11 protein-coding genes are annotated in these 13,696 nt (G+C 73.6%); 9 read left to right on the forward strand and 2 right to left on the reverse strand.

Going from position 1 to position 13,696, the window contains the following annotated elements:
- The first annotated feature begins 18 nt into the window (after window positions 1–18).
- The 3 genes from hrpA to NLU66_RS09570 all read left to right on the forward strand — a co-directional run bounded on the left by hrpA (window position 19) and on the right by NLU66_RS09570 (window position 6,451).
- Window positions 19–3,873 (forward strand): ATP-dependent RNA helicase HrpA, encoded by a 3,855-nt coding sequence (hrpA, locus tag NLU66_RS09560; RefSeq protein ID WP_259359483.1) that lies wholly within the window; start codon window positions 19–21, stop codon window positions 3,871–3,873.
- Between the two features lie 460 nt (window positions 3,874–4,333).
- On the forward strand, window positions 4,334–4,939 hold the full coding sequence (locus NLU66_RS09565; protein WP_259359484.1) for a hypothetical protein: 606 nt from the start codon (window positions 4,334–4,336) through the stop codon (window positions 4,937–4,939).
- Between the two features lie 54 nt (window positions 4,940–4,993).
- A complete protein-coding gene (locus NLU66_RS09570; RefSeq protein WP_259359485.1) occupies window positions 4,994–6,451 on the forward strand; it encodes an NAD-dependent malic enzyme in 1,458 nt (485 codons plus the stop codon).
- A 40-nt stretch (window positions 6,452–6,491) separates the two neighbouring features.
- Here the strand turns inward: NLU66_RS09570 and NLU66_RS09575 are convergent, their stop codons facing one another.
- Window positions 6,492–6,998, reverse strand: coding sequence for a VanZ family protein (locus NLU66_RS09575; RefSeq protein WP_259359486.1), 507 nt, complete (start codon window positions 6,996–6,998; stop codon window positions 6,492–6,494).
- Between the two features lie 94 nt (window positions 6,999–7,092).
- On the opposite strand from NLU66_RS09575, the gene NLU66_RS09580 reads away from it, so the two are divergent.
- Both NLU66_RS09580 and NLU66_RS09585 read left to right on the forward strand, forming a co-directional pair.
- Complete coding sequence (locus NLU66_RS09580; protein WP_137770417.1) at window positions 7,093–7,461, forward strand: DUF3039 domain-containing protein; 369 nt, start codon at window positions 7,093–7,095, stop codon at window positions 7,459–7,461.
- A gap of 142 nt (window positions 7,462–7,603) precedes the next feature.
- Entirely contained in the window at window positions 7,604–9,412 is a 1,809-nt protein-coding gene (locus tag NLU66_RS09585; protein ID WP_259359487.1) for a DEAD/DEAH box helicase, read from the forward strand.
- 72 nt (window positions 9,413–9,484) lie between these two features.
- Here NLU66_RS09585 and NLU66_RS09590 read toward each other — a convergent pair whose 3' ends face one another.
- Window positions 9,485–10,864 carry a nicotinate phosphoribosyltransferase gene (locus NLU66_RS09590; protein ID WP_259359488.1) on the reverse strand — a complete coding sequence of 460 codons (1,380 nt, stop codon included), beginning with the start codon at window positions 10,862–10,864 and terminating at the stop codon, window positions 9,485–9,487.
- A gap of 88 nt (window positions 10,865–10,952) precedes the next feature.
- On the opposite strand from NLU66_RS09590, the gene clpS reads away from it, so the two are divergent.
- The 4 genes from clpS (at window position 10,953) to NLU66_RS09610 (ending at window position 13,672) form a co-directional block, all read left to right on the forward strand.
- Entirely contained in the window at window positions 10,953–11,270 is a 318-nt protein-coding gene (clpS, locus tag NLU66_RS09595) for an ATP-dependent Clp protease adapter ClpS (RefSeq protein WP_259359489.1), read from the forward strand.
- Window positions 11,271–11,903: a DUF2017 domain-containing protein gene (locus tag NLU66_RS09600; protein WP_259359490.1), complete on the forward strand. Its 633-nt coding sequence runs from the start codon at window positions 11,271–11,273 to the stop codon at window positions 11,901–11,903.
- 126 nt (window positions 11,904–12,029) lie between these two features.
- Window positions 12,030–12,893 carry a glutamate racemase gene (murI, locus tag NLU66_RS09605; RefSeq protein WP_259359491.1) on the forward strand — a complete coding sequence of 288 codons (864 nt, stop codon included), beginning with the start codon at window positions 12,030–12,032 and terminating at the stop codon, window positions 12,891–12,893.
- A complete protein-coding gene (locus NLU66_RS09610) occupies window positions 12,890–13,672 on the forward strand; it encodes an MBL fold metallo-hydrolase (protein ID WP_259359492.1) in 783 nt (260 codons plus the stop codon). Before murI ends, NLU66_RS09610 begins: the two co-directional genes overlap by 4 nt.
- The last annotated feature ends 24 nt before the right edge of the window (window positions 13,673–13,696 follow it).

Raw genomic sequence — 13,696 nt, forward strand, 5'->3', positions numbered from 1 at the left:
CCGTAGCATGGGGCCGCCATGACCACGCCCGCCCTGCGCATCCAGTACCCCGCGGACCTCCCCGTCTCCCAGCGTCGCGACGACATCGTCGAGGCGCTGCGCGAGCACCAGGTCGTCGTCATCGCCGGCGAGACCGGCTCCGGCAAGACCACGCAGATCCCCAAGATGCTGCTCGAGATGGGCCTGGGGGCGGAGGGTCGCCTCGTCGGCCACACCCAGCCGCGACGGATCGCGGCGCGCTCCGTCGCGAGCCGGATCGCGAGCGAGCTCGGTGAGACCCTCGGCGAGGGGACCGTCGGCTACCAGGTCCGCTTCACGAAGCAGACCGCCAAGGGCGCGCGGCTGAAGCTCATGACGGACGGCATCCTGCTCGCGGAGATCGGCCGCGACCGCCTGCTGCGCCGCTACGACGCGATCATCATCGACGAGGCGCACGAGCGCTCGCTGAACATCGACGTCATCCTCGGCTACCTCCGCCAGATCCTCCCCGAGCGGCCCGACCTCAAGGTCGTCATCACCTCCGCGACCATCGACCCGGAGCGCTTCGCGGAGCACTTCGCCGCGACCCTTCCCTCCGGAGAGCGGGTCCCCGCACCGATCATCGAGGTCTCCGGGCGCACCTTCCCCGTCGAGGTCCGCTACCGCCCGCTCGTGCTCGAGCCCGACCTCGAGGAGGACGACGAGCTCGAGGACGTCCACTCCGTCGAGCGTGACCTCACCCAGGCCGTCCTCGACGCGGTCGACGAGCTCGCGGCGGAAGGTCCCGGCGACATGCTCGTCTTCCTCCCGGGGGAGCGGGAGATCCGCGAGATCTCCGACGCCCTCACCGCGCACCTCGCCCGCGGCACCCGCGGCCGCGCCGCCCTGCCCGTCGAGGTGCTGCCGCTGTTCGGCCGGCTCTCCGCCCAGGACCAGCAAAAGATCTTCTCGCCGCCCGCCGCGGGCACCTACCGCCGCGTCATCCTCTCCACGAACGTCGCCGAGACCTCGCTGACGGTCCCCGGCATCACCTATGTCATCGACTCGGGCCTCGCCCGCATCTCCCGCTACTCCCAGCGCACCAAGGTCCAGCGCCTGCCCATCGAGCCCGTCTCGCAGGCGAGCGCGAACCAGCGCTCGGGCCGCTCCGGCCGCACCCACGCCGGCATCGCCGTGCGCCTGTACTCCGAGGAGGACTTCGAGGGCCGCCCCGAGTTCACCGAGCCGGAGATCCTGCGCACCTCCCTCGCCTCGGTCGTGCTGCTCATGACCTCGCTGGGGCTCGGCGACGTCGAGTCCTTCCCCTTCGTCGAGCCGCCCGCGAGCCGCGCGATCATCGACGGCGTGCGCCTGCTCGAGGAGCTCGGCGCGATCGAGGACGATCCGCGCTCGCCGGGCGGCCGCCGTCTCACCCGCGTGGGCCGCACCCTCGCCCGCTTCCCGCTGGACCCGCGGATGGCGCGCATGCTCATCGAGGCGGACCGCCTGGGAGCCCTGCGCGAGGCCCTCGTCATCGTCGCCGCCCTCTCCATCCAGGACCCGCGGGAGCGGCCGCTCGGCCAGGAGCAGCAGGCCCGGGAGAAGCACAAGCGCTTCGAGGACGAGACGAGCGACTTCCTCGCCCTGCTGAACCTCTGGAACCACCTCAAGGAGCGCCGCGACGAGCTCTCCTCCTCCGCCTTCCGGCGCGAGGTGCGCCAGGAGTTCCTCCACTACCTGCGGATACGCGAGTGGTGGGACCTGCACGCCCAGCTGCGGGACATGGCCAAGGACGCCGGGCTCTCCGCGAACGACACCCCGGCCTCCCCGGCCGCGATCCACCAGTCGCTGCTCGCCGGGCTGCTCAGCCACGTCGGCCTCTACGACGACCGCACCCGCGAGTACTCCGGCGCCCGCGGCGCCCGCTTCGCCCTGTGGCCCGGCTCCGCCCTCGCCAAGAAGCGGCCCGAGCTGGTCATGGTCGCCGAGCTCGTGGAGACGTCCCGGCTGTGGGGGCGCACGGCCGCCCGCATCGACGCCGCCTGGGCGGAGGAGGTCGGCGCGCACGTGCTCAAGCGCTCCTACTCCGCCCCGCACTGGTCCTCGAAGCAGGCGAGCGCCATGGCCCACGAGAAGGTCACGCTCTACGGCGTGCCGCTCGTCGCGGACAGGGTCGTCGGCTACGGCCGCGTGGACCCCGAGGCCGCGCGCGACATCTTCCTGCAGAACGCCCTGGTCGAGGGGGACTGGCGCACCCGCCACCACTTCTTCCGCGACAACCGGGCGCTCGTCGCCGAGCTCGAGGAGCTCGAGGCGAAGACCCGCCGGCGGGACCTGCTGGTCTCCGACGAGCAGGTGTTCGGCTTCTACGACGCCCGGATCCCTCGCGAGGTCGTCTCCGGCCGGCACTTCGACTCCTGGTGGAAGAAGCAGCGCCACGAGACGCCGGACCTGCTCACCCTCACCCAGAAGGACCTGCTCGCGGCGGAGGACGACGTCGCCGAGACCCTGCTCGCCGAGTTCCCCGACGTCTGGGTGCAGGGGGACCTCACCCTCCCGCTCAGCTACTCCTTCGGCGAGGTCGGCGCGAAGGGCGCCGACGGCGTCACCGCGACCGTGCCGCTCGCCGTGCTCAACCGGCTCGAGCCGCGCGGCTTCGACTGGCTCGTGCCGGGCATGCGCGAGGAGCTCGTCACCGAGCTGATCCGCTCCCTGCCCAAGCCCATCCGCCGCCACCTCGTGCCCGCCCCGGAGCGGGCGAGGACGGTCGCCGCGACCCTCCACGACGACGACCCCGACGCCGGTGAGCCGTTCCTCGAGGCGGTCGCCGACGAGCTCGTGGGCCTGCCCGGCGTGCCCGACGACCTCGGTCTCTACGGCCCCGAGTTCGACACGGCGAAGCTGCCGCCGCACCTGCGCATGCACTTCCGGGTCGTGGACGCGAAGGGTCGCCAGATCGGCGCCGGGGACGACCTCGCGGCGCTCAAGACACAGCTCAAGGCCCGGATCGACACGACCGTCTCGACCCAGGGCGACGACCTCGCCCGCACCGACCTGCCCACCTTCCCCGAGGCCGGGGTGCCCCGCACGCACGTCTCGCGCACGGGTGGGCTCACCGTCACCGGCTATCCGGCGCTCGTCGCCCGGCGCGGGGAGGACGGTCGCCTGCAGCGCGTGGACCTCGCCGTGCTCGCGACCGCGGACGAGCAGGCCCTCGCCCACCGCGAGGGCGTCATCGCGCTCGTGGACCGGGCCGTCGGCACGGATCTCCAGGGCGTGCTGAACGCCCTCCCGAACCCCACCAAGCTCGCCGTCGCCGGCTCCCCGTACGCGAGCACCGCCGCGCTGCTCGAGGACGCCTCCCGCGCGGCGACCTCGGCGCTCGTGGGGGAGGGGGACGTGCGCGAGCGCGCCGCCTTCGACGCGCTCGTCGCCGAGGTCCGCGCCCGGCACGACGAGCTCGCCGCCCGGGCGGTGAAGGACGCCGCCGCCGCGCTCGCGGTGAACGGGAAGCTCCAGAAGGAGCTCTCCCGGGTGCCCTCGCTGTCGGTGCTCGGCCAGCTCACGCGGGTGCGCGAGCACGCCGCCTCGCTGCTGGGGGACGGCTTCGTCTCCCGGACCGGCGTGGAGCGCCTGGGCGACCTGCGCCGCTACCTCGAGGCGGATCGACTGCGGCTGCAGAAGCTCGCCGAGAACCCGCGCCGCGACGAGCAGCTCGACGGGCAGCTGCGGATGGCCGAGGAGCACTGGCACGCCGTGCGCGGCCGCCTCTCTCCGCGCCGCCGCCGCGAGGCCGACGTGCTCGAGATCGACCGGATGCTCGAGGAGTACCGGGTGAGCCTGTTCGCCCAGACCCTCGGCACCGCGATGACCGTCTCCGACAAGCGGATCCGCAGCGCCATCGCCGCGCTCTGAGGACGGCGCGGCGGCGCTCCGAACGGTGCCGTCCACGTGGTCGGGCGCACATCCCGGGGCCGTCGGAGCGTGCTCGCGCTCACGGGACGCGCCCGGTGGTCGAACTTTTGCCGTCGGATCCTCGTCTCGTGCGCTGCGGAGCGGCTCCGGCCCCGGTCGCGCCCGGTTCCCGGGCGGTCACCGGCGACGATGCCCTGGCAGGCAGGTGTCCGAAACGCCGTCAAGGACGGTCAAGGATCGTCATGCGCCGGCAAAACGGCACTCCGGCGAGGCGGACATTCCCGATGTGATCCGCGAAACCCCTGTTCACAGCGCTGCGAGCGGTCCGTACCGTCGATCGGGCTCCCACCGGGGCGCGGTCGGCCCATCTCCTGGCCCACAGCCCCGGTCCGCCGCCGGGTCCCCGGCCGCGCATCCGACCGCGTCCTCCGGGGCGCCCCGCCCGAAGGTGCTCTCCCGTATGACCGTCTCCCGCCGCCACCTGCTCCGCGCCGCCCCGCTGGGCCTCGCCGCCGTCTCCGTCCCCACGTTCGCCGCGACCGCGATCGCCGCCCCGTCGGCCCCCGCCGAGGCCTCCGACGAGTGGACCGAGGAGTTCCTGACGCGCGCCGAGAACCGCGAGTTCTTCGCGCTGGACGACATGGACGACTGGCAGACCGACAACGCGCGCTTCGTCATCGCGGTGTGCAAGGGCCACGGCATCAGCGCCCACGGCGCCCAGATCGTCCTCGCGACCGCGATCGTCGAGGCGTGGCTGTACAACTACGAGCCGGCCGTCGACCTCGACTCCGGCGGCATGTTCCAGCAGCGTCCCTCGATGGGGTGGGGCACCGCGAAGCAGGTCCGCCACAAGAAGCGCGCGATCGACGCCTTCCTCGGCCTCGGCGACCACTCGGAGGCCCCCGGCCTGCTCGACGTGGCCCCCGACTACGAGAGCTGGGACGTGGGCAGCGCCGCGCAGGCCGTGCAGGCCAGCGCCTTCCCCGAGCGCTACCAGGAGCAGGCCGAGGCCGCCGCGGCGATCTGGGACCGCTACCAGGCCGAGGTCGATCCGTACACCGACTGACGAACCCGCCGGGGCGGTGCTCGCCACCGCCCCGCGCTCGTTAGGCTGTGCCTCATGTCACCGTCGCCGTCTGTCAGCTACTCCATCACGATCCGCCTCGAGTTCGAGGCCCGCTCCGCCGCGGTCAGCGACATCACCAGTCGCCTCGAGCAGGGCGGGGCCACGGTCACCGCGCTGGACGTCTCCGCCTCGGGGCCCGAGCGCATGCGCGCGGACATCACCGTGCTCACCGCCGGCCACGACCATGCGATGCAGGTCGTGGAGTCCCTCAAGGACCTCTCCGGGGTGGAGCTCGGCAAGGTCTCCGATCGCACCTTCCTCGCCCACCTGGGCGGAAAGCTCACCGTCGAGTCGAAGCTGCCGATCCGTCACCGCGACGACCTCTCGATGATCTACACCCCGGGCGTGGCCCGCGTGGTCAAGGCCATCGCGGAGAACCCCGAGGACGCCCGTCGCCTCACCATCAAGCGCAACACCGTGGCGGTCGTCTCCGACGGCTCCGCGATCCTGGGCCTGGGCGACCTCGGCCCGCTCGCCGCGATGCCGGTCATGGAGGGCAAGGCCGCCCTCTTCAAGCGCTTCGCGAACATCGACGCCTTCCCGATCTGCCTGGACGCCCACTCGGTGGACGAGATCGTCTCCCACGTCAAGGCGATCGCCCCGGTCTTCGCGGGCATCAACCTCGAGGACATCTCCGCCCCGCGCTGCTTCGAGATCGAGGACCGCCTGCGCGCGGAGCTCGACATCCCCGTCTTCCACGACGACCAGCACGGCACCGCGATCGTGGTCGTGGCCGCGCTGCGCAACGCCCTGCGCGTCGTCGAGAAGGACATCGCGACCGCCCGCATCGTGCTCTCCGGCGCGGGCGCCGCGGGCACCGCGATCCTGCGCCTGCTGCGCGCCGCGGGCGCCCGGGACGTCGTCGTCACGGACATCCACGGGATCGTCCACGAGCGGCGAGAGCAGCTCGAGGGCCGCCTGCCGTGGATCGCGGAGGTCACCAACCCCCGCGAGCTCACGGGCACGCTCTCCGACGCGATCCGCGACGCGGACGTCTTCATCGGCGTGAGCGCCGGCAACATCCTCTCGGCCGAGGACGTCGCCACGATGGCGGAGCGCTCGATCGTGTTCGCGATGGCGAACCCGACCCCGGAGATCGACCCGGCGGAGGCCGCCAAGCACGCGGAGGTCGTCGCGACCGGCCGCAGCGACTTCGCCAACCAGATCAACAACGTGCTCGCCTTCCCGGGCGTGTTCCGCGGGCTCCTGGACGCGCACGCGACGAAGGTCAGCGACCGGATGCTGCTCGCCGCGGCGAAGGCCCTCGCCGATGTCGTCTCCGCCGAGGAGCTGAACCCCACGTACATCGTCCCGAGCGTCTTCCACGACGGGGTGACCAAGGCGGTCGCGAGCGCGGTCGAGGAGGTCGCCCGCGAGGAGGCCGGCACGGTGGACACGATCACGGGCGCCATGCGTCCGGTCTACGCGGACGAGATCGTCCTCGAACGGTGAGCGTGCACGGCCGCTGACCGCGCACCGGGCGTGACCCGGATCAGGCCTGCGGGCCGTCGACGGCGAGCTCCGGCTCGTCCTCGGCGGCCCGTCGCCGTCCCCGCGCCCGTCGCCGCTCGAGGGACCAGACGGCCACGCCGCCGCCCACGCCGATCACCCCGGCGAGGAGGTCGAGCGGATCGGCGGAGCGCCCGGGCATGAGCGCCCCCTGCAGGAGCTCCACGAGCGCCGCCTCGAGGACCACGCCGATCGCGACCCAGCCGATCGGGAAGCGTCGGAGCGGGGCGAGCAGGCGGCCGATCGCCCATACGGTGAGCGCCATGACGAGCAGATGCCAGAGCTTGTCCATCCCCGGGACGCCCACGCCGGGGGTGCCCTCGGGCAGCGAGGGGAGGAAGAAGCCGATGTTGAGGACGAGGGCGAGCGCCGCGACCGCGATCCGCGCGGCGGGGGAGCCGCCGGAGCGGCGCACCTCGGCGGGGACGCGGGAGAGGAACGCCGCCGCTCGCGCGGGGATCGTCGGGGGCAGGTCCGTCCCGGTGCTCATGCCCCGCATCGTCCCACCGCCGCTCCCTGACAGCGCGGAGGCGGGGCCGCTAGGCTCGGGGGGTCCGCCCGCGCCATCGCCCCAGGGAGCCGTCATGTCCTCCACCTCCGACCCGTCGCGCACCGACCCCTACGCCGACCAGCCGGGCTCCGGCTCGACGGCCGTGCTCGACCGCCAGAAGCAGGCCCAGGAGCAGGAGACCGACGGCGGCGACCACGACCGCTTCGCCCACTACGTGCGCAAGGACAAGATCACCCAGGCGGCCCTCGACGGCACGCCCGTGATCGCCCTCTGCGGCAAGGTGTGGGTGCCCGGCCGCGACCCGAACAAGTACCCGGTCTGCCCGGAGTGCAAGGAGATCTACGAGGGCCTGCGCGAGCCCGCCGACGGCGGCGACGGCAAGGGCGGCAAGGGCGGGGGGAAGGGAGGCGGCTTCCGCGGCTTCTTCGGCGGCCGCCGCTGACCCTCGCACCGGCCCCGCGGGCCCGTGCCCGTCCCCTCCGGGGCGGGTGCGGGCCCGCGTCCGTGACGACGCGCCGGGGCGACTTCCTCACATCGTCCCTGCAGGGGGATCGTCGGCCCGCGGCGGTACGGTGGACGGCGTTGTGACGACTCCTTCCCTCTTCTCCGCGAGCGACCCGCGCCACCCCTCCGAGGCGGCCGCGCGATCGCTGTCCCCGGCCTACCCCGAGCGTGCCGCGTGGGGCACCGCCACCAAGCTCCGCGCCTGGCAGGCGGAGGCCCTCGAGCTCTACCGCAGCAGGTCCCCCAAGGACTTCATGGCGGTCGCGACGCCCGGCGCCGGCAAGACGACCTTCGCCCTGCAGATCGCCGCCGGCCTGCTGCAGGAGGGGACCGTCCGCCGGATCACGGTGGTCGCCCCGACCGAGCACCTCAAGACCCAGTGGGCCGACGCCGCCGCCCGCGTGGGCATCTCCCTGGACCCGAACTTCTCGAACGCCCAGGGCCGCCACGGCGCCCACTACCAGGGCGTCGCGCTCACCTATGCGCAGGTGGGCATGCATCCGGCGCTGCACCGGGCACGCACCGAGGCGGACCGCACCCTCGTGATCCTCGACGAGATCCACCACGCGGGCGACTCCCGCACCTGGGGCGACGGCGTGCGCGACGCCTTCGACCCGGCCGTGCGGCGGCTCTCGCTCACGGGAACGCCGTTCCGCTCCGACGACTCGCAGATCCCCTTCGTCACCTACGAGGAGGACGGCGAGGGCTTCCTGCGCTCGAAGGCGGATTACACCTACGGCTACGGCGAGGCGCTCAAGGACCACGTCGTGCGCCCCGTGCTGTTCATGACCTACTCCGGGCGCATGCACTGGCGCACGAAAACGGGCGACGAGGTCTCCGCGCAGCTCGGTGCGCTCGAGACGAAGGACATCACCCAGCAGGCCTGGCGCACCGCGCTCGACCCCAAGGGCGACTGGATCCAGACGGTGCTCGCCGCCGCCGACCGCCGCCTCACCGAGGTGCGCCGGCACGTGGCCGATGCCGGCGGCCTCGTCATCGCGACGGACCAGAAGGCTGCCCGCGCGTACGCCGCGACCCTGCACGACATCACCGGCGAGCAGCCCACCGTGGTGCTCTCCGACGACGCCGGCGCGGGCGCCCGGATCGAGGCGTTCTCCGCCTCGAAGGACCGCTGGATGGTCGCCGTCCGCATGGTCTCCGAGGGTGTCGACGTGCCGCGGCTCTCCGTGGGCGTCTACGCGACCTCGACCGCGACGCCGATGTTCTTCGCCCAGGCCGTGGGGCGCTTCGTGCGCTCGCGGACCCGCGGCGAGACCGCGAGCGTCTTCCTGCCCACGGTGCCGATCCTCATGGCCCACGCCGCCGCGATGGAGGCCGAGCGGGACCACGTGCTGGACCGTCGTCCCGCGGAGGGCGACGCGGAGACCGGCCTCGACGAGTCCCTCATCGAGCAGGCGAACCGGCCCGAGCAGGCCTCCGACCAGCTCGAGATGTCCTTCGAGGCGCTCGAGTCGAAGGCGTCCTTCGACCGCGTGCTGTTCGACGGCGGCGAGTACGGCTCCGGCGGCGTCGAGGGCAGCGAGGACGAGCAGGACTTCCTGGGGATCCCGGGCCTGCTGGACGCGGACCAGATGCGCACCGTCCTCCAGCAGCACCAGGCGGATCAGCAGGAGCGGCTGCGGCGCGCGGGCGGCTCCCGCCCCGAGGAGCGGCAGGTGCCGGTCGTGGACCACCGCCGGCTGATGGAGCTGCGCAAGGAGCTCAGCTCGCTCGTGGGCGCCTGGTCCCGCAAGTCCGGCACGCCCCACGGCTCGGTGCACAGCTCGCTGCGCTCCCGCACCGGCGGCCCCGCCGTCGCCCAGGCGAGCGCGGAGCAGATCCAGGCGCGGATCGACCTGCTGCGCGGCTGGTTCGTGGGTCGGAAGTAGTCCCCGGGCGGACCGGACCAGCAGGGCCGGGTCGGGCTCGATGCCGGGCCGCCGTCGGCCCCGGGGCTGCCGTCAGCCCAGGGCGCGGGCGGCCTGGGCGCCGTCGGTCAGGGTCGGGATCGCGATCGGCCCGTCGGGGCCGTCCTCCGGGCGCAGGCAGAGCTCCGCGAGCGAGGAGGCGTGCCGCTCCCGCCCATGCTCGAGCGCCTCGACGGGGGAGAGGTCCCAGACCCGGTGCCCGCCCTGGAGCAGCGGCACCTGCAGCGGCCGCAGCCGCGTGCGCGCCCACTCCGCGGGGGCCTGCGACGCGAGCAGCTGCGCGGTGAGCTCCCGCTCGAACTCCGCGACCTCCGCCTCGCCGGGGAGCACGAGCTCGGCCCGCGCACGATCGCCCACGAGGAGCCGGTAGGCGCTCTTGCCGGCGCCGAGGGTCTGCTTGTCCGCGGAGCGCTTGCCGACCGGGTGCATGGCGCCGTCGGCACCCTCGCGCTCGACGAGCTTGAAGACGAAGCCGGGAGCGGGGTGGCCGCCCCCGGTGACGAGCCGCGTGCCGATCCCGTAGCCGTCGATCGGGGCGTCGGCGAGCTCGTCGAGCCGGTGCTCGTCCAGGTCGCTCGTCGCGGTGATGCGGGTCGACGTCGCGCCGAGGGAGTCCAGCAGCGCGCGGACCTCCCGCGCCTGCGCTCCGAGGTCGCCCGAGTCCAGGCGCACGGCGCCCAGCCCCGGCCCGGCGATGCCGACGGCGGTGCGGACGGCCTGCTCGACGTCGTAGGTGTCCACGAGCACCGTCGTCCCCGCGCCCTGGGACGCGATCTGCGCGCGGAAGGCCTCCTCCTCGGTGTCGAAGAGCAGGGTGAAGGCGTGCGCGGAGGTCCCCGCGACGGGGATCCGGTAGTGGGCCCCCGCGGCGAGGTTCGAGGTCGAGGCGAAGCCCACGAGATAGGCGGCGCGGGCGGCGGCGATCGCGGCGTCCTCGTGGACGCGGCGCCCGCCCATCTCGATGCAGGGACGGCCGCGGGCGGCGGTGATCATCCGCGATCCCGCGGAGGCGACGCCGGAGTCGTGGTTGAGGATCGAGAGCACGACGGTCTCGAGCATGACGGCGTCCGCGAAGGTGCCCTCGATGCGGAGGACGGGGGAGCCCTCGAAGAACAGCTCGCCCTCGGCGTAGCCGTGCACGTCGCCCGTGAAGCGGTAGTCGGCGAGGAAGGCGAGGGTGTCCTCGTCGAGCACGCCGGTGCGCCGCAGGTAGCGGAGGTCCGCCTCGTCGAAGCGGAAGTCGGCGATCGCGCGCAGCACCCGGTCCGTGCCCGCGAGCACGCCGTAGCGACGGCCCTCGGGGAGGGAGCGGGTGAAGACCTCGAACACGCAGGCGCGCTCCGCGGTGCCCGCCTCGCGGGCGGCGCGGAGCATCGTCAGCTCGTACAGGTCGGTGAGCAGGGAGGAGGTCACGGTCCCACCGTAATGTGTACGGCCGCCTCCGACGCAGGCGCGCCACGTAGAATCGCCCCTGCCTTCCCCCGTCCCGTCAGGAGATGTCATGCCCGCCGTGCTGTCGCAGCCCCGATCCGCGCCGGGCGCCGCGACCGACCTGACCCCGCACGAGCGGCCGACCGCGGAGGGCCCCTGGGCGACCGCGGTGCACAACGACCCCGTGAACCTCATGAGCTACGTCGTCTACGTGTTCCGCCGCCACTTCGCCTACTCGCGCCCGATCGCCGAGGCGCTGATGACGCAGGTGCACGAGGAGGGCCGGGCGATCGTGTCCCGCGGGTCCCGCGAGCGGATGGAGACGGACGTGCAGGCGATGCACTCCTACGGCCTGCGCGCCACGCTCGAGCGGGCGGGGGAGGACTGAATGGCCCACGCGTTCCGCCGGCGACCCGACTCGACCCTCGCCTGCCGCCTCGACGGTGAGGAGAAGGCGATCCTCGCGCAGGTCGCGCAGGAGACCGCCGAGCTCATCCGCACCGACCTCGGCATCGAGACCGGGAACGGCTCCCTCCGCCGCGCCGCGCGCAGCGAGGACCCCCTCCAGCGGCTCGAGGCGGAGTTCGCGACACGGGAGGCGCGCGAGCCCTCCGACAGCGCCGTGCGGCGCCTGTTCCCCGCCGCGAGCGAGGACCCGGAGCTGGCCGCGGAGTACCGGCGGCTCGGCCAGCAGGACCTCGCCGAGGCGAAGCTCGCGGACCTGCGCACCGTCATGTCGATCCTCGACGGCTCCGGTCCCGGGCACGGCGAGGTGGTGATCGACGAGGAGCAGGCGGTCGTCGTCCTGCGCGCCCTGAACGACGTGCGGATCGTGCTCGCGGACCGTCTGGGTCTCGAGCGGGACGGCGACTTCGACACCGTGCGGATGCTCCAGCAGATCGGGGAGCGCGTCGAGGGCGCCTCCCCGGAGGACGACGAGCACGTCGGCTCCGAGGTCGTCATCGCGGTCTACGAGCTGCTCTCCTGGCTGCAGGAGTCGCTCCTGCGCGCCCTCGACTGATCCCCGTCGGCCCTCCCGCGCCGTCGTGCTCCGACGCCCCTCGCGCGGCGGGCGCGGCGCTGTGACCCTCGCCCCACTGAGCGCGCCGTCACTGCTCGTGCGGCGCGCGCGCCCTAGCCTTCTGGGATGGACAGCGTGGTGGGGACGAGCGGTCCGGGCGAGCACGGCCCGGCCTCCGGCAGCGCGCCGATCGGCGTCTTCGACTCCGGCGTGGGCGGGCTGACCGTCGCCCGCGCCATCCTCGACCAGCTGCCCGGCGAGGAGATCCTCTACATCGGGGACACCGCCCACACGCCCTACGGGCCCCGCCCCATCGCGGAGGTCCGCGCGCTCGCCCTGGACATCATGGACTCGCTCGTGGAGCGGGACGTGAAGATGCTCGTCATCGCCTGCAACACCGCGAGCGCCGCCGTGCTCCGCGACGCCCGCGAGCGCTACGACGTGCCCGTCGTCGAGGTCATCCAGCCGGCCGTGCGGCGCGCCGTCGCCGCGACCCGCAACGGCAAGGTCGGCATCATCGGCACCCGCGCGACCGTCTCCTCCCGCGCCTACGACGACGCCTTCGCCGCCGCCCCCGCCCTCGAGATCACCTCCGCCGCCTGCCCCCGCTTCGTCGAGTTCGTGGAGCGCGGCGAGATCAGCGGCGACGAGGTCGTCGAGGTCGCCGAGGAGTACCTCGCCCCGGTCAAGGCCGCCGGCGTGGACACGCTGGTGCTCGGCTGCACGCACTACCCGATGCTCGCCGGACCGATCCGGCTCGTCATGGGCCCCGAGGTCACGCTCGTCTCCTCCGCGGAGGAGACCGCCCTGGACGTGTACCGGCAGCTGCGCGCCGCCGGCATCCAGCGCACCGACGCGCGGCCCCCGCAGCACGTCTTCGCGGAGACCGCGGACGGCCTCGGCGGGCCGTCGATGTTCGCACGCCTCTCGCGCCGCTTCCTGGGCCCGGCCGTGACGATGACGACGACCCTCCCGGTGGTGGTGCCATGAGGATCCGCGTGATCGGCTGCAGCGGCAGCTTCGCCGGCCCCGACAGCGCCGCCTCGAGCTACCTGCTCGAGGAGACCGACGCCGGGGGCCGCACCTGGCGCGTGCTCCTGGACCTCGGCTCGGGCGCCTTCGGGCCCCTGCAGTCCGCGATCGACCCCACCGAGCTCGACGCGGTGATCGTCTCCCACCTGCACCCGGACCACTTCCTCGACGTCACCGGTCTCGAGGTGTTCTGGGCGTACCACGAGCGCACGGACCTGCCCCAGCTCCCCGTGCACGGCCCCGCCGCCCTGCCGGACCGCCTCGCGGCCGTGCTCAGCCGCGACGGCCACGTCCCCGACGGCGTGGACCGCGTGCCCTTCGCCTACGGCGCGATCGAGGACGGCCAGCTCCTCGAGATCGGTCCGCTGCGCATCGAGGTGCGCGCCGTGCTGCACCCCGTGGAGGCCTACGGCTTCCGCGTCACCAGCGGCGACCAGGTGCTCGCCTACTCGGGGGACACGGACACCTGCCCGGCGCTGCTGGACCTCGCCGCCGACGCGGACCTCTTCCTCTGCGAGGCCGGCTACATCGAGGGCCGCGACGACCGCTTCACGGGCGTGCACCTCACCGGCCGCCGCGCGGGGCTGATCGCGGAGCAGGCGCGCGTGCGCTCCCTCGCGCTCACCCACGTGCCGGCCTGGACCGACCCGGCCGTCCCGCTCGCGGAGGCCCGCGAGGTCTTCGACGGCCCTGTCCGCCTCGTCGCCCCGATGGATATCCTCGAACTGTCCCGCTGAACGACCCCGAGGAGCATCCCCCCG

The organism is Brachybacterium sp. NBEC-018, assembly GCF_024860185.1.
In the GTDB taxonomy this organism is placed as follows: Bacteria; Actinomycetota; Actinomycetes; order Actinomycetales; family Dermabacteraceae; genus Brachybacterium; species Brachybacterium rhamnosum.

Coding starts and splice junctions, on each gene's coding strand:
- hrpA (WP_259359483.1), top strand. CDS start 19: ATGACCACGCCCGCCCTGCGCATCCAGTACCCCGCGGACCTCCCCGTC.
- NLU66_RS09565 (WP_259359484.1), top strand. CDS start 4,334: ATGACCGTCTCCCGCCGCCACCTGCTCCGCGCCGCCCCGCTGGGCCTC.
- NLU66_RS09570 (WP_259359485.1), top strand. CDS start 4,994: ATGTCACCGTCGCCGTCTGTCAGCTACTCCATCACGATCCGCCTCGAG.
- NLU66_RS09575 (WP_259359486.1), bottom strand. CDS start 6,998: ATGAGCACCGGGACGGACCTGCCCCCGACGATCCCCGCGCGAGCGGCG.
- NLU66_RS09580 (WP_137770417.1), top strand. CDS start 7,093: ATGTCCTCCACCTCCGACCCGTCGCGCACCGACCCCTACGCCGACCAG.
- clpS (WP_259359489.1), top strand. CDS start 10,953: ATGCCCGCCGTGCTGTCGCAGCCCCGATCCGCGCCGGGCGCCGCGACC.
- NLU66_RS09600 (WP_259359490.1), top strand. CDS start 11,271: ATGGCCCACGCGTTCCGCCGGCGACCCGACTCGACCCTCGCCTGCCGC.
- murI (WP_259359491.1), top strand. CDS start 12,030: ATGGACAGCGTGGTGGGGACGAGCGGTCCGGGCGAGCACGGCCCGGCC.
- NLU66_RS09610 (WP_259359492.1), top strand. CDS start 12,890: ATGAGGATCCGCGTGATCGGCTGCAGCGGCAGCTTCGCCGGCCCCGAC.